Here is a 21,645-nt window from a genome sequence, read left to right as displayed (position 1 = left end):
ATGGGGAACAAGTTCCGAAGCATCGAGACGAAGCACTACGAGGAACGCGACGCCTTCTTCGAGGGCCTGAAGCGGTTGGACCGGCGCGCCTTCCTGCGGGTGGCGGGGATGTCCGCGGGCATCGTCGCGGGGATGGGCTTGAGGTCGCCGCAGAGCTTCCAGCTCGTCAACGTGGCGGAGGCGCAGGGGACCAAGCCGCGCTTCTCCTTCGCGTACATCTCCGACACGCACCTGTACGAGCAGAAGCTGAATGACCGCTTCATCCGCTCCATCCTGAAGGCGGTGGACGACGTCAACGGGTTGGACCCGCAGCCGGACTTCGTGTTGTTCGGTGGGGACCTGGCGCAACTGGGGCAGGCGGGAGAGCTGAAGCTGGGGGCGCAGATTCTCAAGAGCGTGAAGGCGCCCGTGCGGATGATGGTGGGCGAGCACGACTGGTTCCTCGACATGGGGGAGCTGTGGCGGGACTTGTTCGGCGCGCCGAACTACTCGTTCGACCACAAGGGCGTGCACTTCGTGGTGCTCAACTCGATTCACGAGAAGGACTTCTGGACGGAGCGGAAGCTCACGCCGAAGGAGCGGATGCAGATTGTCGCGGGCCTGGACAATGGCATCCAGTCTCGCTTCGAGGTGGGCGGAGAGCAGCGCGAGTGGATGAAGCAGGACCTGGCGAAGGTGGACAAGAAGACGCCGGTCATCGTGTTCAGCCACTCGCCGCTCTACAAGTACTACCGGCCCTGGAACTTCTGGACGGACGACGCGGACGAGGTGCAGGCGCTGCTCAAGCCCTTCGAGCGTGTCACCGTCATCCATGGGCACACGCACCAGTTGTTGAGCAATCGCATCAACAACATCCAGTTCCACGGGATGCTGTCCACGGCGTGGCCGTGGCCGTATGCGCCGGAGGGGTTGCCTCAGTTGACGGTGCAGATGAATCGGCCGGACCCGTTCAGCCAGTTCGACGGCTGCGGGGATGGGCGGATGGACGTGCTGGAGTCGGGGTTGGTGGACAAGCTGTACAACCTCTGGGAGCGCAATCCCATCACCGTGCGCGCGAGCTACCTCGCGTCGGGCGGGAAGCAGGATGCGCCGCCCCGGACGAAGCTTCCGAGCTACTGAGCGCGAGGGGACACGATGACCTACCGGATGAAGCTGTGGGTGGGAGCGGGAGCGCTGTTGTCCTTCGCGGGGGGCGTGGCACTGGCCACGAGTCCCGCGCCGCGCCCCGAGTCTCTTCAGGCGACGGAGCTGCCGCGTCACAAGGTGCCGGTGTCGAAGGACGGCAACCTGGTGGTGGGGATGTGCGACGGAGAGACATCCCTGGAGGTGAAGGGCGTCAAGGAGGGGCAATCGCTGACGCGCGAGCAGGCGGCGCGGGTGTCGGCGGAGTTGATGGAGACGTGGCTGAAGAAGAACCCGGATGCGAACTGGGACCCGGCGCCGCCGCCCGGGGTGGCGCAGGGACAGAAGCAGGCGCCGCAGCAGAAGAACCCGCCCATGGGGACGCAGAAGCCCGCGACGGGAGGGGACATCCGCGAGGGAGGGGTGACGGCGGAGAGCGGTGGCAAGGAGGTCCGCAAGGAGGCGGGGGTGAACATCCAGGACGGGCACTCCTACGGCGCGTTCACCCAGCGAGACGAGGCGGTGTGGGCGGCGTCCACGCAGCAGTTCGTGGACGAGGGACACCGGGTGTTCCACGACGCGGCGGCGGTGGGAGGGACGATTGCGGTGTCCTGTGACATGTGCCACCCGGATGCATCGAACACGCATCCGGAGACGTATCCGAAGTACCAGGTGCAGCTGGGCCGCGTGGCGCTGCTGCGGGACATGATCAACTGGTGCATCGAGAACCCGGTGCGCGGCAAGCCGCTCGCGGATGGGGACCCGAGGTTGCGCGCGATGGAGGCGTATATCTACGCGCAGCGGAAGGGGACGAAGCTGGAGTACGGGAAGAAGTAGCTGTTGATATGACCCCTCGGGTGGAAGGTCTGCCCGGGGGGCGTCATGAAGTGGTGGCTGTGGTGCTGGTTGGCTGTCTGGCTGTCGTCGTGCGCGACGACGCCGACGCCCGCGAGTGAGCACGAGTATCCGGATGAGTACACGCGGCTGGAGGAAGGCGTGTGCGTCACGTTCCTGTGCGCGGCGGAGGCATGTGGCCTCTATCGGTGCGAGGACGTGGAGTCCTGGGGCCAGGTGGTGCCGGCGCGGGGTGCTTCGTTCGTGCTGCCGCCGAGCGCGGTGCGCTCACCGCAGCGCAACTGGGGCTATGTCCAGGGGTTGCCCGGGGACGCGCAGCCCGTCTTCATCATTCGCTGGTACGGGCGGGAGCTGCTGCCCAGTCAGAAGCGACTGCTGGAGATGGCGAAGGCGCTGGCGACGAAGCCTCGCGAGAAGCACCACATCTTTCCCCAGGAGGAAGCGCTCAAGTCCTGGTTCGAGTTCCGTGGCATCAACATCCACAAGGAGACGATGCTCATCGACGTCGACACCTGCCACCGCATCCACCATGGTGTGAAGGGTGGGGCCTGGAACGAGGCATGGAGGAAGTTTCAGCGAATCAATCGAGGTGCTACCCAAGAGGAGATGTACCGGTACGCTCGGGAATTGATTGTTCGCTTCGACTTGGTGGGACCGATTCTGCCCTACCATCTCCTGGTAGGTCCCGCCTTCGAGTTCTGACCCGCCATGAGATTCTACGACCTTCTGCCGGGTGGCGAACCCGATCCACAAATCGGTGAGTACAACGGTGCGCACAGATGGATGCTGCCGGGCGTGAATTGCCCCACCTGCAAGGCCATCTGGGGTGGAGCGGGCGTGCACCACCCCGCTGCGGACTTGTCCGTCCTGTCAGAGGCGAAGAAGTACGAGAAGGCTCGACTGGAGCAGGACTTCACGGAGTACGAACGGCTGCGCGACCAGGTGCGTGGCCTCGTATCTCCAGATGACCCTCTGGAGCCTGGAGCGACTTTTGGCCCGCTCGTGGGGACGGCCAAGGGACCCTTCTCCGCCTTCGTTCACCAATATGGGGACATCCTGCTCGTTCGCGAGGACGTGCTCGAACCCTTGCTCTCGAAGGGGCTTCGAGGTCTGCGCACCGTGAGAACGGCGCTGCGCTTTCGGCCGAAGGGTGTCGAAGAACTCCTGGAGTTCGATGTTCAGCACCGAGGGATGCTGCACCCTGACTGCATTCCCCCTCGGTTCGCGACGCCTTGTCCCAAGTGCGGCCGTCGAGGCCATGGCCTCCCCAAGGAGCCCATCCTCGACGCGGCTTCACTGCCGCCAGACCTGGACCTGATGCGCTTGAGGAACTACGCGATGGTGCTCGTTGTCACCCAGCGCTTCAAGGACGCCGTGGAGCAGCTCGAACTGGACGGACTGAGCTTCCGCGAGCTTCCAGTGCGCTGACCTCGCGAGCCCGTGACGTGCCCGCCTGCCAGCACTCCGGGCCCTTCACTTGGAGGACCGACGAGCCCGCACGAGACGCGAGTGTTGACGACGGTGGCCGGAAGGACGATGACTCGCTGGCAACGGTGTCCTCGCGCCCATGAGCTTCTCTCCGCCCATCTCCGCTCCTCCCGATGCCCTCACCACCCTGCGCGACCGGGGCTATGCCGTCCTGGACCGCGCGGGCCTGTCCGAGCTGGTGGGCATCCCCGCCGCGACGATGGACCTCTGGCGCCCCACCTGGGATGACCTCCCGGCGGACAGCTACCTGCGCGACGGTGGCCGGTATCGCTCGCGTCGACACTCGTGCTTCATCGTCGACGGCGACACCGTCACCTCCGTGCCCCACCGCGCACACTGGCAGCCCGTAGAATACAACGCCCTGCACGGCGGACTGGAGCGCTGGTTCGAGCCGATGACGTCCACCGTCGTCGAGCGTCCCGAGTGGCCCCGGCTCTTGAGCCAGCTCGCGGCCTGCGCGTCCGCGCTGAAGGGACAGCAGACCTGGTACGTGGAGTCGCACCAGTTCCGCATCGACACCACGGATGGCATCGGCCGGCCGACGCCCGAGGGCGCGCACCGCGACGGCGTGGACTTCGTCGTCGTGCTGCTGGTCGGTCGCCAGGACATCAAGGGCGGAGAGACGCGCGTGTTCGAGGCCGCGGGCCCCAACGGCATCCGCTTCACGCTGACGGAGCCCTGGTCGGCGCTGCTGCTCGACGACGAGCGCGTCATCCACGAGAGCACGCCCATCCAACCCGTGGGCGCCCAGGGGCACCGCGACACGCTGGTGCTCACCTTCCGCGCGAAGAGCTTCCAGGGACCCTGAGCGACGGGCCGTCCCTGGAAGCCCTCCACGGGTTTCAGCGACTCAGGACTTCGGGGCGATGGTGACCTTCACGCCCTCGGACCAGACCTTGTGCTCATCGGCGTAGTACAGGTACGCGCGGCTCGCGGGGCCGGTATACGTGCCGGGCACCGAGGCCACCAGCGACAGCGGCACGTCGATGCGCTTCTTCGCCTCCATGCCCCGCCAGTACAGGACGACGTCGCGTCCAATCACCTCGTACGCATCCACCACCTTGCGCTTCACCAGCTCCTTGAGCTGGTCATGCCGCACCTCCAGGCCGCCAGGCACGCCGAAGATGGCGACCGCCGTCGGCAGGTGCAGGCCGGTGCGATTCATCACCATGACGCGGGCCTCGGTGGGCTCGCCCTCGATGAGCTCGTGCTTCGCCAGGGCCACCTCCAGCGAGACCTGCGTGTCCTTGGAGCTGTCCGGCACCAGCGCGTTGAAGGTGACCTCCACCGTGTACGGCAGCTCCGAGCCATCCTCCATCCGCAGCTCCAGCTGACGCCCGCCCGGGCCGAGCAGCTTGCTCACGTCCGGCAGCTTGAGCGCCTCCTGCGCGGAGCCCGTGAAGCTGACCGGCTCACCCACCGGGCGACCCTCCACGAAGATGCGCACCCGTCCCGGGCGGAGGTTGGCCGCGTGGGCCTTGTCGTAGGCGATGATGGAGCGCAGCGCGAGCACCGTGCTCTGCGTCGAGCCGTAGCGACCCCCGTCGCTGGACTCCGCCATGTACTTCATCGCGCGCTGCACGTTCGCCAGGTACTCCGGCTCGCGCAGCCAGGCGAGCACGGACAGCGCCGTGGTCTCGATTTCGAGCGAGTCCCCCGAGCTGCCGACGATGGACTGTGTGCCGCCGCTGACCACGCCGTTCTGCTGCTGGAGCTTCGCGAGCCGGCCCATCATCGCCTTGGCTGACGCGCTGTCACCCGCGAGCGACAGCACGTTGGCCGCCAGGGCGACGACATAGCTGTTGCTGCTCTTCGTCGCGGCCTGCTTCACCGCGGCCACCTCGCGCGCCAGCTCCTTCGCCGTGGCGTCCTTCTGTGGCGCGCTCTCCAGCATCGCCCAGGTGATGTACGCGTTGGACGTGTCCGCGTCCTCCACCCAGACGTGCAGCGCGCGACGCTTGCGATTGAAGCCGCCCTGGCCGTCCCGCTGCTTCAGCATCCACTCCCGCGTGCGCAGCAGCATCTGCGTGTCCACGTTGTGGACCTGCTGCATGTCCGTGAAGTGGAGCAGGCCGAAGGCGGTGAGGGCCTCGTGGCCAGGGGCCTCGCCGAACCACTCGTAGCCCTGCTCCTTCGTCTCGAAGCCCACCAGGCGCTGGTAGCCCGACGTCAGCTTCTCGCGAGCGGAGGCGACGAGCTCCGGGTTCACCCCGGTGTGCGTCTGGAAGTACTGCTGCGCCATCGTCATCGGGTACGTGGTGGAGCTGGTCTGCTCGAAGCAGCCGCTCGGCTCGCGGATGAGGCGCGCGAGCGACTCCGTCAGGTTGGACACGGGGCCCGGGTACAGGGCGATGCTCGCGCGGATGCTGCCGGGCAGCACGCTGTCGGGGAGGGTGATGGTGTGCGTGGCCGGCTTCTTCGAGGACAGCAGCCCGCCGAAGGACACGGTGCCAGGGAAGCCTCGGGGCTTGATGGACAGCGTGCGGGTGACGGTGTCCGTGTAGTTGCCCGTGCTCGCGATGAGCTTCAGGTCCACCGGCTGCGACTGCTGGCCAATCTCCAGCGAGAGGAGCTGGCGCCCGCGCCCGTTCGCGGCCAGGTCCATGCTCTTGTTGCCGGACAGCTTCACGTCGCCCTTCAGCTCCGCCTTCAGCGAGACACCCGTCAGCGCGGCGTCCGTCCCGTTCACCAGCGCCACCGGCAGGCGGACGACGTCACCCGACGTCACCTCCAGCGGCAGCTTCGGCTCCACGTAGAAGGGCTGCGAGGACTCCAGCTCCGCCACGGCCGAGCCCAGCTCACCGCCGTCACCCACCGCGCCGGCCGTGGCCTTGAACGTCGTCACGGAGTCGTTGGTCGCGAAGCGCACGCGGACCTCGCCGGTGCGCGCGTCGGTGCGCACGCCCGAGTTCCAGTAGAGCGTCTCCGCGAAGTCCACCCGGTCCCCGGACTTGCGACCCGGCCGCGTCATGTGCGCGTACTCGCGGAGATAGATGAACGGCGAGGCCTGAAGCGGCTCCTCCCATTCCTTGGCGATCGCCCTCTTCTTCCTGGGCATCTCCTCGTCGTGGGGCGCATCGAGGACCTCTATCCTCTGCATCTGGATTTCCGCCGGAGGCTGCATCTCGGCCTCGGCGGCCAGAATGGGAGCAGGCTCGACAGGGGCGGGGGCAGGCGCAGCAGCGGGGGGAGCCGCGGGCATGGCGGCCACGGGGATGGCCACCACGCCCCCGGCGGCCACGGCGTCATCCCTGAAAGCGCCATCGGCCCCGCCTTCTTCTCGCTCTTCCTCGACCACCGGTTGGGCCTTGTTCCACCGCATGCCGCCCTTGGCGCTGGAAGGCGCCTTGGGACGGCGCTGCCCGCGCTCGTTGTCGTCGCGCAGGCCCGGCAACCGCAGTGACGCATGCATCGCGAGCGCGCGCTGGGCCGCTTCACCATGGCTGGACATGAAGGTGCGCGGGTTGATGAACGCGAAGCGCCTCCAGCCCTGGGTCCCCAGCAGCAGGTCCACCGCGAGGCGCGACTTCGGGTTCTTCTTGTCGAAGTAGAGCTGCGCGTCGGCCAGCTCCTTCACCTCGTGCTCCAGCAGCACCATCACCGGAAGCGAGGGCGCGTGCTCGCGCTTCTCCTGGAGCTGCAGCACCGCGTCGTCGGTGACGGTGAGCATCACCAGCGCGGAGACGGGCTCGCCGCCGCGCAGGGTGCGCGCCGTCAGCTCCACGGGCGCGCCCGGCTCGTAGCGGGCGCGGTTCGCCTTCAGCTCCACGGTGATTTCCTTCGCGGGCTGACGGAACACCAGTCGCTCCGCCAGGGGCCGTCCATCCGCGTCCCACACCGTGGCGATGAGCACGCCATCCGCCTTGCCTGGATCCAACGTCACCGGGTTCTCGTCATCGGCGTCGAGCACCGCCGAGGCCACGCGCAGGTCGCGCTGGCTCAGCGAGACCGACGTCCGGCCCACGCCCGTGTTGCTCACGACCAGCCGCACCAGCCCGCCCGGGGGAATCACGTCCTCCCGCGCGCGGATGACCGCGCCCCTCGCCTTCACGGCGGGCAGCGGGAAGGTCTTCTTGATGCCGGCCGGCGAGTCGATGCGCAGCGCGTAGTTCGTCTCGGCGCGAGGGGTGAGTTCGAAGCGGCCCCGGCCCTCGTGCTCCGAGCGGACGTTGGCGACAATCTTGCCCGTCTTCATGTCCAGCACGACGCCCGTCAGGTCCGCGGGCTTGCTCGCGGGCGTCTTCGCCTCGAAGTACACGCGCGACGTCAGCCCCGCCACCAGCTCACCGCCCTCCGGGTACATCGCCAGGTCCAGCGTCTGGAGGAGGATGGGAATCGTCTTCGCCGCCGTCTCCACCACGCCGCCATCCTGGATGGTGAAGGCCAGCGTCCCCTCGCCGCGCTCGATGTTCTTCGGCAGGTTGAAGCGGACGGTGCAGCGGCCCTGCGGGTCCACCGCGCATGACTCCTGGGCCACGCTGGCGCCGTCGACGAGCGCGGTGGCGGTCACCTTCGCCGTCTCGGGCACGCCGCCCTCCGCGCGCGTCACGTCGAGCGTCGCGGTGACGGTGTCTCCGGGGCCATAGCCATCGCGGAGGAACTGGACCTGCGTCTTCAGGCGGGGCGCGCGGTAGGCCCGCACCTCGAACTTGCGCTCCACCGGGGCCCCGGCCGTCCAGGGGTCGCTGACGCGCAGGGTGTACTCACCACCGGCCTGTCCGGCGGGGATGGGCCACGAGTAGCCCCAGACCGTCTCGGGAGAGGCCACCCGGCCCTGGGCGATGAGGTCTCCCCGGGGGCCACGAACCTCGATGAGGGCGTTCACCCCGCCGGTCATGGGCTTGTGGGAGAGGGCCTGGAGCACGAGCCCTCGCACCAGGACGGACTCGCCCGGCCGATAGAAGGGCTTGTCGGTGGAGACGAAGGTGAGGGGGCGGTCGCGACCCCCGGGAGAGGGCGCGTTCGGGCGGGCGGCGAGCACCAGGCCCGGCACCAGGAGGAGTGACGCGGCGAGGCCCAGGGTGCGGAGCACCCGGCGGAGACGCGGGACAGGGAGGGTCATGGAGGCTCTGAACGACTGAACTGGCGGGAAGTTCTGCGCCAGGGACTCGAGCTGAGCAGGACTCGGTGTGTCTCCGATAGGGGCCACGGTGCGCGGGTGGCCCGAGCGGCGGGGTTGGGCGAAGCTGACCCACCGGAATGGGCGCTGGCGGGCCGTGTTGGAGGGCTCGCCGCACCGCACCAGGAGATGAGGACATGGGCAGGTTGTTTGTCGCGCCGCTGCTGACCGGGCTTTTGACTGCTTCCTCGGCGCTGGCGGCGGAAGAAGACCCCTTCCTGTGGCTGGAGGAGGTGCAGGGGCAGCGGGCGCTGGAGTGGGTGCGCGCGCAGAACGCGAAGACGGAGGCGGTGCTGGAGAAGGACCCGCGCTTCGAGCCCTTCCAGGCGGAGGCGCTGCGCATCTTCACCGCCACCGACCGCATCCCCACGCCTTCCTTTCGAGCCGGGGGCGTGGACACCTTCTGGCAGGACGCGACGAACCCGCGCGGGCTGTGGCGGCACACGACGACGGAGGGCTACGCGAGCGCCGCCATCCCCTGGGAGACGGTGCTGGACGTGGATGCGCTGGCGAAGCAGGAGGGCGCGCCCTGGGTCTGGAAGGGCATCGACTGCCTGCCTCCCGCTGACTTGAAGTGCATCGTCTCCCTCTCCAACGGTGGCAAGGACGCGGTGGAGTCGCGCGAGTTCGACACCGGGACGAAGCAGTTCGTCGACGGCGGCTTCCGGCTGAAGGAGGGCAAGCAGTCCGTGTCGTGGCTGGACGTGGACACGCTGCTCGTGGGCCAGGACTGGGGCGGTGACACCCTCACCGAGTCCGGCTACCCGTTCGTGCTCAAGCGCTGGAAGCGCGGCACTCCGGTGGAGCAGGCGACCGAGGTGTTTCGAGGTGAGCGCACGGATGTGTCCGCCTCGCCCACCGTCCTGCACGACGAGGACGGACAGCTCCAGGGCGTGCTCATCAATCGCGCGGTGACGTTCTATGAGTCGGAGCTGTTCCTGCTCGGGGACGCGGCGCCGGTGCGGCTGCCCTTTCCGCGCAAGGTGTCGTTCCATGCGTTCGTCCAGGGGCAGGTGGTCTTCACGATTGAAGAGGACTGGGGAGGCTTCAAGCAGGGCGCGCTCCTGGCCTGGTCGCTGGACGCGCTGAAGCAGGACGCCGCGAAGGCGAAGCCCACGCTCATCTTCCAGCCCGGACCGCGCCAGGCCATCGAGCGCGTGTCGGCCACGCGCACCCGGCTGCTCGTCAATCTGTACGAGGACGTGAAGGGCGCGCTGGATGTCTACACGTCGAACAAGGGCCGCTGGACGCGCAAGCGGCTGGCGATGCCGAAGAACGCGTCGGTGGAGATTGTGGCCACGTCGTCCTCGCACGAGAAGCTGTTCGCGGGCGCGGAGGGCTTCCTGGAGCCGACGTCGCTGTGGCTCGGTGACGCGGCGGCGGGCACGGTGAAGCAGGTGAAGTCGCTGCCGGCGCGCTTCGATGCGTCCAAGCACCGGGTGGAGCAGTTCTGGGTGAAGTCGAAGGATGGGACGCGGGTGCCGTACTTCCTGGTGCGGCCGCTGAAGCCCAAGGCCGGCGGAGTCACGCCGACGGTGGTGTACGGCTACGGCGGGTTCCAGGTGTCCAAGCCGCCCATGTATCTGCCGGAGGTGGGCAAGCTGTGGCTGGAGCGCGGGGGTGCGTACGTCGTCGCCAACATCCGGGGCGGTGGCGAGTTCGGCCCGCGCTGGCATCAGGCCGCGCTGCGCGAGAAGCGTCAGCGGGCGTTCGACGACTTCGCCGCCGTGCTGGAGGACCTGGTCCGCCGCAAGCTCACCTCACCGAAGCACATCGGCATCTATGGCCGCTCCAACGGCGGTGTCCTCACCAGCGTGGTGATGACGCAGCATCCGGAGCTGCTCAACGCGGTCGTGATTGAGAGCCCGCTCATCGACATGATGCGCTACCCGAAGCTGCCGGCGGGCGCGTCGTGGGTGGGGGAGTACGGCAACCCGTTCGTCCCCGAGGACGCGGCGTTCATCTCGAAGTACTCCGCCTACCAGAACCTCAAGCCGGGCGTGCGCTACCCCAAGCCGTACATCACCACCAATACGAAGGACGACCGCGTGCACCCGGGCCACGCGCGCAAGTTCGCCGCGAAGTTGGAGGCGATGGGATTGCCGTATCTGTACTTCGAGAACACCGACGGCGGGCACTCGAACGACTCGGACCCGATGCTCAATGCGCGCCGGTGGGCGCTGCACCACGTCTACCTGTCGCAGCAGTTGATGGACTGAGCGCTCAGCTCACGCTCTCCGCGCTGTAGCGGGCGATGAGGCCCGTGCGCACGGCGAGGCGGAACACGCGGTTGAAGAAGAGGGCGGCCAGCACGATGTAGAGCACGGCGAGGCCGCCCCCCATCAGCACCGTCGTCCACGACACCGAGCCACCGGAGACGATGGTCCGCATGCCCTCGAACACGTAGGACGGGGGCAGGAGGCGGGCGATGGCCTGCATCCACGAGGGCAGTGTGGACAGCGGATAGAAGACGCCGACGAATGGGGACAGGAGCGCGGGGATGGGCCAGATGAACCACTCCGCGGAGGGCCCCAGTCGCAGCACCACCGCCGTGCCGATGATGCCGAGCGCGATTCCGAACAGGAACAGCACCAGCAGGAACGGCACCAGCATGGCGCCATAGACGAGCATCGACAGGCCGAACACGGCGCCCGCGACGACGAGCATGACGACGAGCCCCACCGAGCTGGTCGCGATGCTGGAGAGCACCAGCCCGGTGACGTACTCGGTGATGGTCATGGGGGTGGCGAAGACGTTGAGGAAGTTGCGCGACCAGACGTCCTCGAAGAACGCCATCGTCACGCCTTGCATCACCCGGGTGAGGAAGTCCCAGAGGAGCACCGCGCCGAGCAGCGCGGGCAACAGGTCCATGCCGGGCTGGTGGGTGATGGTGCCCAGGTAGCGGGTGATGAAGCCCCACAGGACGATGTCGATGGCCACCCAGACGAAGAGGGGGAAGACGCGCGAGGGGCTGCCGCGCAGCAGATAGAACTGGCGCAGGACGATGGCGGCGGCGCGGGACAGTCGCATGGCTAGGGGTGCTCCAGTGCGAGGGGCTCGCGGGCCACGGTGATGAACAGCTCCTCCAGCGTCGCCTTGCCGTGCTCATGGGGCAGCTTGCGAGGGTCTCCCTGGAGGAGCACCTTGCCGCGCGACATGAAGAGGACGCGGTCACACACCTCTTCCACCTCGTACATGTTGTGGGACGTCCACAGCACGCCGCCGGTGCCGTTCGCGGTGAAGTCGCGGATGCGGGCGCGGATGTCTCGCGCCGTCGACGGGTCCAGCGAGGCGGTGGGCTCGTCGAGGAGCAACAGTTGGGGCCGGTTGAGCATGGCCTTGGCGAGCGCGACGCGCGTCTGCTCTCCCGAGGACAGCACCCCGCACTTGGTGTCGCGGAAGCGCACGAGGTCGAACTCCTGGAGCAGGGCCTCGATTCGCTCGGAGATGCGCTGCACGCCGTAGATCATCCCGAAGTAGCGCAGGTTCTGGACGACGGTGAGGTTGCCGGGGAGCGGCGCGTAGACGGCGGCGAAGTTGGTGTACTCGAGCGCCTGCGAGCGGCGCTTGGAGAGGTCCACGCCCTGGATGTGGATGGTGCCGGAGGTGGGCTCGAGGACGCCGAGAACCATGTTGATGGTCGTCGTCTTTCCGGCGCCGTTGGGCCCGAGCAGACCGACGATTTCGTTGCGGCCGACCTCGAAGGAGATGCCATCCACGGCGACGGTGTTCGCGTAGGACTTGCAGAGCTCGCGGACGGAGAGCACCGGTGGATTGCTGGAGGATTCGGCCATGTCGGAGGTGGAGCGTCCTGCGTCAGTTGTGAAGCTTCTCGTGCTTGCCGAGCATCTCGACGTACTCGGCGATTTTGCGCGCGCGCGTCTCGGCCTTCTTCACGTGGTGGATGCGGAAGAGGACCGCGTAGCGGTTGACCGAGTTGAGGGTGGCGAAGAACGCCTCCGCGCGGGGATGGGCGGCCAGGGCCGCCGCGAGGTCCTCGGGCACGGTGATTTTGCTCTGGGAGTCATACGCGGCCTCCCAGCGTCCGTTCTGTTTCGCGTTCTCGATTTCGGCCAGGCCCGAGGGCTTCATCCGGCCTGCTTCGATGAGCGCGAGCACCTTGTCGCGATTGATTTTCGACCAGATGCTCCGAGGCCCGCGCGGGGTGAACTTCAGGACATAGGCCGAGTCGTCGAAGCGACCCTTCTGGCTGTCAATCCAGCCCCACGTCAGCGCGACCTCGAGTGCCTCCTGGTACGTGAGGGACACGGGGCTCTTGCCCTTCTTGGAGAACTTGAGCCACGCACCGCGCGACGTGGCAGCGTGTTTCTGGAGCCACGTGTCGAAGGCGTCCGGGTTCGCGAAGAAGACGATGGGCAAGTCGCCCGTGGGCGTCGCGGTGGCGGGCGCGGACTTCGAGGCCACGGACTTCGCGGGAGCGGACTTCGCGGCCACGGACTTCACGGGCGCGGGCTTCGCGGGAGCGGACTTCCCAGCGGCCGATGACTTCGTGGCCGGAGACTTCTTCCGCGCGGACGGGGTCTTCTTGGCGGGGCTCATCGGGCGGGCTTGTACCACGGGGCCGAGGAGGCGGAGGACCCGCGCGGCGCTACTGTCTCAGCTTCCAGTCATCCTCAGCGGCCTGTCGTACAGAAACGGGAATGTACTGCGGTCCCCGCACGGTGTTCAGCCAGGCTTCCTTCATCTGCTTCGCGCACCGTGCTGGTGGCATGCGACCGACGGCGGTGCCCAGTCCTGGGCAGAGCACGGTGCGGATGGGGTGCTTCGCGGTGGCGTTGTGAGCGAGGACGGCTCGGAGTGAGGCCCGGAGCGCCAGATAGGCATTGACGGTTTCGCTGACGTCCGAGGGGACGCGCATGGTGGGGGCGCTGATGCACCAGGGAATCTCCTCGCGCCCTGTGGGCACGATGACGGCGCAGCCAACGGGCAGCTCGCCGCCGTGCTCCTGGGCGAGCAGTTCCTGGAGTCGCTCCTGTACCTGAGGGCCGAGTTGGTACGTGTAGACCGCGTCGATGCCTCCATCCATGAAGCCGAAGCTGTTGGCGGGGCTGACGATGGCGTCCGCGCGCACGTCGATGGGGGCCTCGGAGGAGAGGGTTCCCTCTCGCTCGGAGAAGATGTCGCCGTGGGAGATGGTGACGCCGGGCAGGTCCGCGAACTCCTGTCGCCAGGCTGTGACCAGGGCGCTGCTCAAGTCTCGGAGGTGAAGCTGGAGCGCTGGAAGCATGGGGCCAGTATGCATGGAGCCCATGGAGGCTGTAGCGTCCCGGCGCATGCGCACTCTTTACGGGATGCACTACTCGGGTTGGACGGAGAAGGCTCGCTGGGCGCTGGACCACCACCGTGTGGACTACCGTTACCGTGAGCACATGCCGCTCATCGGTGAGTTGGCCCTGCGTTGGCGCACCCCGAAAGGCACGCATCCCTCTGTTCCGATGTTCGTCGACGAGGATGTCGCGACGACGACGGGCTCGTTCGCCATCGCCCGCCGCGCGGAGACGCTGGGGCAGGGCTCGGCCTTGTTTCCCGACAGCGCGATGGCCTCCATCCAGCGCTGGGAGGCGTTGAGTGACCAGGTGTTGGGCATCGCCCGCTCCAGCGTGGTGAGTCGCCTGTCTCACCATCCGCGCGCGCAGGCGGAGAGCCTGCCTTCCTTCATCCCAGGCTTCCTCCGGGGTGTGTCCGCGCCGACGGCCCGGCTGGGGGCGCGCTTCATCGCACGCAAGCACAAGGCGATGGCCGACCCGGAGGCGGCGATTCGGCAGACGGCCATCCCCGCGCTGGAGCACCTGCGCGCGGAGCTTCGGGGGCGGCCCTACTTGGAAGACGGCTTCACCTACGCGGACGTCACCGCGTGCATGATGCTCCAGTTCACGCGGCCGGTGGATGATGCGTGGATGCCGCTTGGCCCGGGGACGCGCGAAATCTGGCATCACGAAGCAGTGGCCGCCGAGTTCCCCGACCTGCTGGCGTGGCGAGACGACCTGTATGCGAAGCACCGCCGCCCCCAAGCTCGTGCATTGAGCTCCGGTAGCGGCGGCGCGGCGTCCCGCGTGGGGTGACTCGGAGCTACTTCGTCTTCGCGGGGGGAGGCGCGGGCGGCGTGCCCTGCTGGCCCATGCGCTGACGAATCATCTCCTGGATCTGCTCGGGCGTCTTGCCCTTGAAGTCCTCCGGCTTGAAGGACCCCATGATGGGGGGCGCGGCGCTGGTGGCGTCCAGCTCCTCATAGCCGGGAGGAACGGCGAAGAGCGCCGCGGCCTGCGCGCCCATCTGGATGTTGGTGACCTCGATGTCCGCTTGGACCTTGCCGTCCTTGCCGAACGTCTGGCTGCGCACGTAGGCGACCTCGGGGAGGTCCGTGGGACGCCAGACCTTCTGACGCTGGATGCTGCCCTCGGCGCCAGGAGGCACGCCCTCATACACGACGGTGGGATGTCCGTTGACCTTCTCCGTGCCGACCTTCTTGAAGCCCTGCTCCTTGAAGCAGGCGTCGAAGTCCTGCGTCTTGCCCACGCAGGTGCCGGGAATCTTCACGGACATGTCATCCAGGCTGCGGCTCGTGGCCGCCTTCTTCGCGTGGAAGAGCGTGGTGCCCGTGCGCTTCTCCCAGTCGAAGATGATGGACATGCCGCCGGGAACCTCGGCCGGCGCCAGGTCCATGCGCAGCATGCCCGGACGGCCGAACATCTTGCCCTTCGTCTCCGGGGCCGCCCCCTTCTGTCCGGCCAGCGGCGCGCTCTTCACCCGCAGGTCCCCGACCCAGTCGGCCAGGGCGGGCGTGGACAGCAGCAGCGTGGTGGCGAGGACTCCCGACAACCTGTGACGCACCGAGAATGAGCTCATGCGACGCACCACAATCCAGGCGCCGCATGGCTGTCAAACCCGGACGGATTCATCCACCCCTCAGGGCAGGACACCGTGCACGCGATACCAATTCCTCACGCGAGTCAGCATCGTGGCGTCGAGCGGAATCTGCGTGTGCGTATACCCCGCGTAGACATGGAGCTGGTGGGGGATGCCGTTCCCCACGAGGATGGACCGAAGCGCCTGGTCCTGCGAGAGCGGCACCACCGTGTCCGCGTCGCCGTGGTGGAGCTGATACGGCGTGGTGATGAACCCCGCGGTCACCGGGTCGGTGGAGTTCGGACCCGTGCTCACGCCCCCCGCCGTGTGCGAGGCCGCGCGGAAATCCGCCGGATGCGTCCCCAACAACTGTCCCGTGACGAAGCCCCCCATGCTGTGGCCATGCGCCGCCACGCGCGTGAAGTCGACGTTGCCCACGCACGAGAGCAAATCCCAGGCCTTGTGCGCGCGCTGCACGTTCTCCGCAGAAGCGCCCTCAGCGCCCGTCGGCAGCGTGCCCGCGGCGTCCGAGCCATGCGTGTACGAGGTGGCGATGGCCACCAACCCCCACGTCACCATGCTCCGCGCGATGTTGGCCGAGTAGCCGCGCGCGCTGCCTCCCTTGCCGTGGCTGATGACCACCGCGGGAAACGGCCCCGTCCCCGTCGGCGGGACGAAGACGACACCCTTGAGCACGTAGTGCACACCCAGGTCCACGGAGTTATAACTCCACGTCGCCCCCGTCGCCGCCGTCGGACTGCCGACGACGATGAACCGCGAGCAGTCCGCCACCGGCGTGGAGAGCGCCGCGGGGGACGTGCCCACGGGCGCGGAACTCTCGGGAGCCGACAGCGACTCGGGCACACCACCCCCACAGCCCATGAGCAGGGCGCTCAGCGCTCCCGCACGGACACTCCAGGATGAAACGGTGCAACAGCTCCACGTCGTCATGGCTCGGGCTCCCGCGCGCGGCCTGCGCGTTGAACCAGGAACAACCCGCTTCCCATGCATGGGTTGCGGGGGCCCATGCTTTCCAGCCAATGCCCAGGCCCCGGACACACGAACGGCGCCGGCCTCGTGAAAGGCACGGCGCCGTGGCGCACGCGGGCACGAGGCTTTCAGCCTCTCAGCCCGGCTGGCAGACCTGCCGGAGGATATCGAGCGACTCCAGCGCCTTGCCCGCGCCCATCACCACGGCGGAGAGCGGGTCCTCGGCGAGGAACACGGGCAGGCCCGTCTCTTCGCGCAAGAGCGTGTCCAGGTTCTTCAGGAGCGCGCCACCACCGGCCAGCACGATGCCCCTGTCGGCGATGTCACCGGCGAGCTCCGGCGGCGTGCGCTCCAGCGTCAGCTTCACGGCCTCGACGATGCCGTTGACGGGCTCGGCGAGCGCGTCGCGGACCTCGTCGCTGGACACCGTCAGCGTGCGCGGCACACCGGCCACCAGGTCGCGACCCTTGATCTCCATGGTCATGACCTCGTCCGTCGGGTACGCGGTGCCGATGCCCATCTTGATGAGCTCGGCCGTGCGCTCACCGATGAGCAGGTTGTACTTGCGCTTCACGTACTGAATGATGGCTTCGTCCAGCTTGTCGCCGCCGATGCGCACGCTCTTGGCGAACACGATGCCGGCCAGGCTGATGACCGCGACGTCGGACGTACCCCCGCCGATATCCACAATCATGTTGCCGCTGGGCTCCGTCACCGGAAGGCCCGCGCCGATGGCCGCCGCCATGGGCTGCTCAATCAGGTAGACCTCGCGCGCTCCCGCGTTCGCCGCCGCCTCACGCACCGCGCGACGCTCCACCTCGGTGATGCCCGAGGGGATGCCGATGATGATGCGCGGATTGACCAGCGTCTTGCGATTGTGCGCGCTCTGGATGAAGTAGCGCAGCATCGCCGCCGTGATTTCGAAGTCGGCGATGACGCCGTCCTTCATCGGCCGGATGGCAACGATGTTGCCCGGCGTCCGCCCCAGCATCTCCTTGGCTTCCTTGCCCACCGCGAGGACCTTCTTGCCCCCGCGCGAGTCATGCTGGACGGCCACCACGGAGGGTTCGTTGGACACGATGCCCTGACCGCGGATGTAGATGAGCGTATTCGCCGTCCCGAGGTCGATGGCGAGGTCGCGCGAAAATAGGGTGTGAAGCCAGTCGAACATACGGGGGCGGAAACTTTCGAAGAGTCGGCGGAATTTCCCGCTGGCGCGTGGGAAGAGCGGTCGCGAAGGTACTACGCGACGCGGCACGGAGGAAGAAAAGCCGGCGGCGCTCCAATAACCGCCTGGGGGGCAGTCGGCCACAGGACTCGGAGGCCCGAGTCCAGGGAGTTCAGGGGGACGCTTCCGAGTGGGCCTGCTCGAAGCGCGAGGCCACCACCCCGGCCTGCTCCGCCTGGCCTTCCGGCAGGCACACGGGCAGTTCCCCCGCCTGTTCCGCCTCCCGATACTCGGGGGTGTGGCGCAGGGCCTCGCTGGTGACGTGGAGCAGGCCATCCCGGACGGGCTCGAACATCAGCGCGGTGAGGTACCAGGCGGGCGCGTAGTCCAGGCGGATGAGCCCGTGCACGCTCCACCGGTGCGGCGCGTAGTCCCACGGGCAGCGGCCGAGCAGCTTCCGGAGCATCCACCCCGTGGCGTACTCGGCGCCGAAGATGAGCGCGGTGTAGGCCAACGCCCGCAGGGGCCGGGGCAGGGGCTTGAGCCGCGCGGAGACCTCCTCGAGCGCCAGCGCCGTGCCCCCATAGATGGGGTGCATCCACAGGTAGGTCCGCGCCGTGGCGCTCCTGTCCCTGCTCAAGGCCGCGCCCGCCCCGGTGAAGAGGACCTCCAACACCCAACCCGTGCACCCGTAGAGCAAGAATCGTGAAAGCACGCGCTCAAGTTAGGTCTGATCCTCCCGGCCGGCAGGCCCCGCCGCGCGCCGAATCGCCGCCTGCCGTGGATGTGCACCGGTGGACGTTCTCCCCGTCCACACGGGGGTGACGGCCACGACTCCGGGCCGATGCGCCGACGCAGCGGCGTTTTCGCTCGGGGGGACATGGCCCTACAGCGCCGTGACGCACCCGCCTGGAGCGGGGCGCCGTCTCCACGCGTCAGCGACAGCCCTGGCCGATGGCGCGAGCCGCGAGCCTCGGCTCGGCGTCCAGGCGTCTGGGCCTCGGGCTTCGCTGGCGGGCCTGGCCTCGGCGTCGAGGTGCTCGGCCCCGGGCTTCGTCGCCGGACCTCGACCTCCGGGAGCGCGGTGCCTTGGCCACGTTGGATGGCGCGGGACTCCGAAGCGAGCCTGCGTGCTCGCGGGGGGCAGCGCCTGTCACCTCGTCCGCGCCAGTAGCCAGGCTCCAGCGGACTGGCGGGCGTGAGGCAGGGCGCGCTTTACGGGCCCAGGTCCGGCGTAGTACCTGAACGAGTGATGCGCTCCCCCGGCACGACATCGCGAATGCCCGGCTCCGGGAGCGAGACGCTCCGGACGGTGCTGCTCGCCTTGGGGGTGGCCCTCGTCCTGGCCACGGTGCTGCGCGCCGAGGCCGCCGAGTGCCCCACGGCGACGGAGCGGGGCTTCTACCTGGACACCGGCGCGACGTCCGTCCGCCAGGGCGCGAAGTCCTCCAAGGGCCCCGCCCGCCGGTGGGGCGCGCAGTTCCACGTCACCGACCTGGGGGGCTGGGACGCGGGGCTCCATGTCGGCTCCGGCCCCGCCTTCTCGCCGCCCTCCTCCGCGCGGGGCCGCACCCCCTTCGCGCCCGACCTCCAGGCCCTCCATCGCTGGGGCCGGGAGCGGCGGCACGCCGTCGCGCGCGTCACCTTGAGAGAACGTCGCTCCGCGGCGGCCCCCACCTCGAGCGGGGACATCGCGGACCGTCCCTCCATCGTCACCCGCCCGCTGCGAGGCCCTCCTCGGGGCGCTTGAGCGGTGAGCGTCGCGCCGGAGTTCCTCCGGTACCGAGCGCTTGAGCGAGCCCGGCGGTATTCCGGGCGTTACGACGTCTTTTCCTTTCCTTCGCGCGCGACGGCCCTTGTCTCCGGTTTCCCGGGGTGGGGCAGGTCGTGCCCCAGCCGAGCTTCCCATTCTTGAGGTGACCTGATGCACGGAGCCCACGAGGTCCTCCAGGCCATTGCCATTGTCCTGTGCGTCGCCGCGGTGACGACCGTTCTCTTCCAGAAGCTGCGACAACCCGTGGTGCTGGGCTACATCCTCGCGGGCCTCGTGGTGGGGCCCTTCGTGCCCATTCCACTGGTGGCCAATCCGGACGTCGTCACGACGCTGTCGGAGCTGGGCGTCATCCTGCTGATGTTCTCGCTCGGGCTGGAGTTCAGCCTGCGCAAGCTGTTCTCCGTGGGCTTCACCGCCGGCGTCACCGCCGTCATCCAGTGCAGCATCATGGTGTGGCTGGGCTTCGTGGTGGGCCGGGCCTTCGGGTGGACGACGCTGGAGAGCCTCTTCACCGGCGCGCTCATCGCCATCTCCAGCACCACCATCATCGCCAAGGCGTTCGACGAGCAGGGCATCAAGGGAAAGCTGCGGGAGCTGGTGGTGGGGGTGCTCATCGTCGAGGACCTCATCGCCGTGCTGCTGATGGCGACCCTGACGGCCGTCTCCACGGGCGCGGGCCTGAACGTGAAGGACCTGACGCTCACCACGGGCAAGCTGGTGGCGTTCCTGGTGGGCCTGGTGGCGGTGGGCCTGTTCATCATCCCCCGGGCCATGCGCGCGGTCATCAAGCTGAACCGGCCGGAGACGACGCTGGTGACGAGCGTGGGCATCTGCTTCGCGGTGGCGCTGCTCGCGCAGTCGTTCGGCTACTCGGTGGCGCTCGGCGCGTTCCTCGCGGGCTCGCTGGTGGCGGAGTCGGGTGAGGAGAAGCTGGTGGAGCACCTGGTGCAGCCGGTGCGAGACATGTTCGCGGCCATCTTCTTCGTGTCGGTGGGCATGCTCATCAACCCGGAGCTCATCGTCGAGCACTGGGCGGCCATCCTCGTGCTCACCGTGACGGTCATCGTGGGCAAGCTCATCAGCGTCACGCTGGGCGCCTTCCTCACCGGCAACGGGACGCGCACGTCCGTCCAGGCGGGCATGAGCCTGGCGCAGATTGGCGAGTTCTCCTTCATCATCGCCGGCCTGGGACTGTCGCTGAAGGCGACGGGCAGCTTCATCTATCCGGTGGCGGTGGCCGTGTCCGCCATCACCACGCTGACGACGCCCCTGCTCATCAAGACGTCGGGGCCGGTGGCGACGTGGGTGGACCGCAAGCTGCCCAAGCCGCTGCAGACCTTCGTCACGTTGTACGGCACGTGGGTGGAGCGGCTGCGGCAGGCGCCCCGGCGGGAGACGCTGGGCGCGGGCGTGCGGCGACTGATTCGCCTGCTCGTGCTGGACGCCGTCCTCCTGGTGACGCTGGTGATTGGCACGTCCCTCTCCGCCGAGCGGATGGCCAGCTTCGTGGAGACGCGGACCGGCGTGGACGAGGACGTGTCCAGGAACATCATCCTCGGAGGCGCGGTGCTGCTGGCGGTGCCGTTCATCCTGGGCGTCATCGGCATCGCCCGGCGGCTGGGCGCGACGCTGGCGGAGGCCGCGCTGCCCGCGCGCAAGGACGGCAAGTTGGACCTGGCCGCGGCGCCCCGGCGGGTGCTGCTCGTCACGCTGCAGGTGGGAATCATCCTCCTGGTGAGCATCCCCATCGTCGTGGTGACGCAGCCCTTCCTCAAGGGCGCCACCGGTCCCCTCATCGTGCTGACGCTGGTGGGCGCGCTGGGCGTGGCGTTCTGGCGGGGCGCGACCAATCTGCACGGCCACGTGCGCGCCGGAGCGCAGGTCATCGTCGCGGCGCTGGCGGCGCAGTCGCACTCGAAGGAGCCGGGCGCGGAAGAGCACGCGCTGGACCACGTCCAGGGGCTGTTGCCGGGCCTGGGCGCTCCGGCCTCCGTGCGGCTGGAGGAGACGAGCCCCGTGGCGGGCAAGACGCTGGCGCAGGTGAACCTGCGCGGCCTCACGGGCGCGACGGTGCTCGCGATTCAGCGCGGGGAGGAGAGCCTCTCGGTGCCCACCGCGCAGGAGGTGCTGCGGGTGGGTGACGTGCTCGCGCTGACGGGCACGTGCGAGGCGGTGGACGCGGCGAAGGCGCTGCTGTCGGGCGTGGAGCCCGCGGCGCCGCTACCCGAGCCCCCGGCACCGGAGACGCGGGCCCACGGGTAG

Annotated in this window: 18 protein-coding genes and 1 pseudogene; 10 read left to right on the top strand and 9 right to left on the bottom strand. The window is 68.5% G+C overall.

The window, feature by feature from the left end:
- From G4D83_RS08750 to G4D83_RS08730, 5 genes are all read left to right on the top strand, one after another.
- Complete coding sequence (locus tag G4D83_RS08750) at positions 1 to 1,119, top strand: metallophosphoesterase family protein (RefSeq protein WP_163864217.1); 1,119 nt, start codon at positions 1 to 3, stop codon at positions 1,117 to 1,119.
- 15 nt (positions 1,120 to 1,134) lie between these two features.
- The gene (locus G4D83_RS45980) at positions 1,135 to 1,959 is read left to right on the top strand and encodes a c-type cytochrome (RefSeq protein ID WP_240356219.1); all 825 of its coding nucleotides are present in this window, start codon (positions 1,135 to 1,137) and stop codon (positions 1,957 to 1,959) included.
- Between the two features lie 45 nt (positions 1,960 to 2,004).
- The gene (gene sitA6, locus G4D83_RS08740) at positions 2,005 to 2,679 is read left to right on the top strand and encodes a SitA6 family polymorphic toxin lipoprotein (protein ID WP_163864216.1); all 675 of its coding nucleotides are present in this window, start codon (positions 2,005 to 2,007) and stop codon (positions 2,677 to 2,679) included.
- Positions 2,680 to 2,685: 6 nt separating this feature from the next.
- Complete coding sequence (gene sitI6 / locus G4D83_RS08735; RefSeq protein WP_163864215.1) at positions 2,686 to 3,405, top strand: SitI6 family double-CXXCG motif immunity protein; 720 nt, start codon at positions 2,686 to 2,688, stop codon at positions 3,403 to 3,405.
- A 139-nt stretch (positions 3,406 to 3,544) separates the two neighbouring features.
- On the top strand, positions 3,545 to 4,273 hold the full coding sequence (locus G4D83_RS08730; RefSeq protein ID WP_163864214.1) for a 2OG-Fe dioxygenase family protein: 729 nt from the start codon (positions 3,545 to 3,547) through the stop codon (positions 4,271 to 4,273).
- Between the two features lie 42 nt (positions 4,274 to 4,315).
- Here the strand turns inward: G4D83_RS08730 and G4D83_RS08725 are convergent, their stop codons facing one another.
- The gene (locus G4D83_RS08725; protein WP_163864213.1) at positions 4,316 to 8,527 is read right to left on the bottom strand and encodes an MG2 domain-containing protein; all 4,212 of its coding nucleotides are present in this window, start codon (positions 8,525 to 8,527) and stop codon (positions 4,316 to 4,318) included.
- A gap of 194 nt (positions 8,528 to 8,721) precedes the next feature.
- On the opposite strand from G4D83_RS08725, the gene G4D83_RS08720 reads away from it, so the two are divergent.
- Positions 8,722 to 10,803, top strand: coding sequence for a prolyl oligopeptidase family serine peptidase (locus tag G4D83_RS08720; RefSeq protein WP_163864212.1), 2,082 nt, complete (start codon positions 8,722 to 8,724; stop codon positions 10,801 to 10,803).
- Between the two features lie 4 nt (positions 10,804 to 10,807).
- Here the strand turns inward: G4D83_RS08720 and G4D83_RS08715 are convergent, their stop codons facing one another.
- The 3 genes from G4D83_RS08715 to G4D83_RS08705 are packed head-to-tail and all read right to left on the bottom strand — an operon-like array spanning position 10,808 to position 12,964.
- A complete protein-coding gene (locus tag G4D83_RS08715) occupies positions 10,808 to 11,614 on the bottom strand; it encodes an ABC transporter permease (protein ID WP_163864211.1) in 807 nt (268 codons plus the stop codon).
- A 2-nt stretch (positions 11,615 to 11,616) separates the two neighbouring features.
- Positions 11,617 to 12,378, bottom strand: coding sequence for an ABC transporter ATP-binding protein (locus G4D83_RS08710; RefSeq protein WP_163864210.1), 762 nt, complete (start codon positions 12,376 to 12,378; stop codon positions 11,617 to 11,619).
- A 22-nt stretch (positions 12,379 to 12,400) separates the two neighbouring features.
- Complete coding sequence (locus tag G4D83_RS08705) at positions 12,401 to 12,964, bottom strand: YdeI/OmpD-associated family protein (RefSeq protein ID WP_420826625.1); 564 nt, start codon at positions 12,962 to 12,964, stop codon at positions 12,401 to 12,403.
- Between G4D83_RS08705 and G4D83_RS47200 the strand changes: the two are divergent.
- A pseudogene (locus tag G4D83_RS47200) lies at positions 12,957 to 13,040 on the top strand (hypothetical protein); the annotation flags it as partial. The gene G4D83_RS08705 and the pseudogene G4D83_RS47200 sit on opposite strands and share 8 nt — an antisense overlap.
- Before the next feature lie 153 nt (positions 13,041 to 13,193).
- Here the strand turns inward: G4D83_RS47200 and G4D83_RS08700 are convergent.
- Positions 13,194 to 13,799, bottom strand: coding sequence for a macro domain-containing protein (locus G4D83_RS08700; RefSeq protein WP_163864208.1), 606 nt, complete (start codon positions 13,797 to 13,799; stop codon positions 13,194 to 13,196).
- Between the two features lie 79 nt (positions 13,800 to 13,878).
- Here G4D83_RS08700 and G4D83_RS08695 point away from each other — a divergent pair, with 79 nt between their 5' ends.
- Positions 13,879 to 14,667, top strand: a complete 789-nt coding sequence (locus tag G4D83_RS08695) for a glutathione S-transferase family protein (RefSeq protein WP_163864207.1) — start codon at positions 13,879 to 13,881, stop codon at positions 14,665 to 14,667.
- Positions 14,668 to 14,674: 7 nt separating this feature from the next.
- Here G4D83_RS08695 and G4D83_RS08690 read toward each other — a convergent pair whose 3' ends face one another.
- The 4 genes from G4D83_RS08690 to G4D83_RS08675 form a co-directional block, all read right to left on the bottom strand.
- Entirely contained in the window at positions 14,675 to 15,451 is a 777-nt protein-coding gene (locus G4D83_RS08690; RefSeq protein ID WP_163864206.1) for a LolA family protein, read from the bottom strand.
- A 60-nt stretch (positions 15,452 to 15,511) separates the two neighbouring features.
- Positions 15,512 to 16,402 carry an alpha/beta hydrolase family protein gene (locus G4D83_RS08685; protein ID WP_163864205.1) on the bottom strand — a complete coding sequence of 297 codons (891 nt, stop codon included), beginning with the start codon at positions 16,400 to 16,402 and terminating at the stop codon, positions 15,512 to 15,514.
- 175 nt (positions 16,403 to 16,577) lie between these two features.
- A complete protein-coding gene (locus tag G4D83_RS08680; RefSeq protein ID WP_163864204.1) occupies positions 16,578 to 17,612 on the bottom strand; it encodes a rod shape-determining protein in 1,035 nt (344 codons plus the stop codon).
- Positions 17,613 to 17,781: 169 nt separating this feature from the next.
- On the bottom strand, positions 17,782 to 18,324 hold the full coding sequence (locus G4D83_RS08675; protein WP_163864203.1) for a putative ABC transporter permease: 543 nt from the start codon (positions 18,322 to 18,324) through the stop codon (positions 17,782 to 17,784).
- Positions 18,325 to 18,888: 564 nt separating this feature from the next.
- On the opposite strand from G4D83_RS08675, the gene G4D83_RS08670 reads away from it, so the two are divergent.
- Positions 18,889 to 19,359 (top strand): hypothetical protein, encoded by a 471-nt coding sequence (locus G4D83_RS08670; protein WP_163864202.1) that lies wholly within the window; start codon positions 18,889 to 18,891, stop codon positions 19,357 to 19,359.
- Between the two features lie 174 nt (positions 19,360 to 19,533).
- Positions 19,534 to 21,645: a monovalent cation:proton antiporter family protein gene (locus tag G4D83_RS08665; protein WP_163864201.1), complete on the top strand. Its 2,112-nt coding sequence runs from the start codon at positions 19,534 to 19,536 to the stop codon at positions 21,643 to 21,645.

This window comes from Myxococcus eversor, assembly GCF_010894455.1.
Classification (GTDB): Bacteria; Myxococcota; Myxococcia; order Myxococcales; family Myxococcaceae; genus Myxococcus; species Myxococcus eversor.
The sequence above is the reverse complement of the archived record's forward strand: the minus strand, read 5'-3'. Positions and strand labels throughout refer to the sequence as shown.

Excerpts from the sequence above, each read along its gene's own strand:
- G4D83_RS08750 (WP_163864217.1), top strand. The coding sequence starts at position 1 with ATGGGGAACAAGTTCCGAAGCATCGAGACGAAGCACTACGAGGAACGC.
- G4D83_RS45980 (WP_240356219.1), top strand. The coding sequence starts at position 1,135 with ATGACCTACCGGATGAAGCTGTGGGTGGGAGCGGGAGCGCTGTTGTCC.
- sitA6 (WP_163864216.1), top strand. The coding sequence starts at position 2,005 with ATGAAGTGGTGGCTGTGGTGCTGGTTGGCTGTCTGGCTGTCGTCGTGC.
- sitI6 (WP_163864215.1), top strand. The coding sequence starts at position 2,686 with ATGAGATTCTACGACCTTCTGCCGGGTGGCGAACCCGATCCACAAATC.
- G4D83_RS08730 (WP_163864214.1), top strand. The coding sequence starts at position 3,545 with ATGAGCTTCTCTCCGCCCATCTCCGCTCCTCCCGATGCCCTCACCACC.
- G4D83_RS08725 (WP_163864213.1), bottom strand. The coding sequence starts at position 8,527 with ATGACCCTCCCTGTCCCGCGTCTCCGCCGGGTGCTCCGCACCCTGGGC.
- G4D83_RS08720 (WP_163864212.1), top strand. The coding sequence starts at position 8,722 with ATGGGCAGGTTGTTTGTCGCGCCGCTGCTGACCGGGCTTTTGACTGCT.
- G4D83_RS08715 (WP_163864211.1), bottom strand. The coding sequence starts at position 11,614 with ATGCGACTGTCCCGCGCCGCCGCCATCGTCCTGCGCCAGTTCTATCTG.
- G4D83_RS08710 (WP_163864210.1), bottom strand. The coding sequence starts at position 12,378 with ATGGCCGAATCCTCCAGCAATCCACCGGTGCTCTCCGTCCGCGAGCTC.
- G4D83_RS08695 (WP_163864207.1), top strand. The coding sequence starts at position 13,879 with ATGCGCACTCTTTACGGGATGCACTACTCGGGTTGGACGGAGAAGGCT.
- G4D83_RS08690 (WP_163864206.1), bottom strand. The coding sequence starts at position 15,451 with ATGAGCTCATTCTCGGTGCGTCACAGGTTGTCGGGAGTCCTCGCCACC.
- G4D83_RS08685 (WP_163864205.1), bottom strand. The coding sequence starts at position 16,402 with ATGACGACGTGGAGCTGTTGCACCGTTTCATCCTGGAGTGTCCGTGCG.
- G4D83_RS08680 (WP_163864204.1), bottom strand. The coding sequence starts at position 17,612 with ATGTTCGACTGGCTTCACACCCTATTTTCGCGCGACCTCGCCATCGAC.
- G4D83_RS08670 (WP_163864202.1), top strand. The coding sequence starts at position 18,889 with ATGCCCGGCTCCGGGAGCGAGACGCTCCGGACGGTGCTGCTCGCCTTG.
- G4D83_RS08665 (WP_163864201.1), top strand. The coding sequence starts at position 19,534 with ATGCACGGAGCCCACGAGGTCCTCCAGGCCATTGCCATTGTCCTGTGC.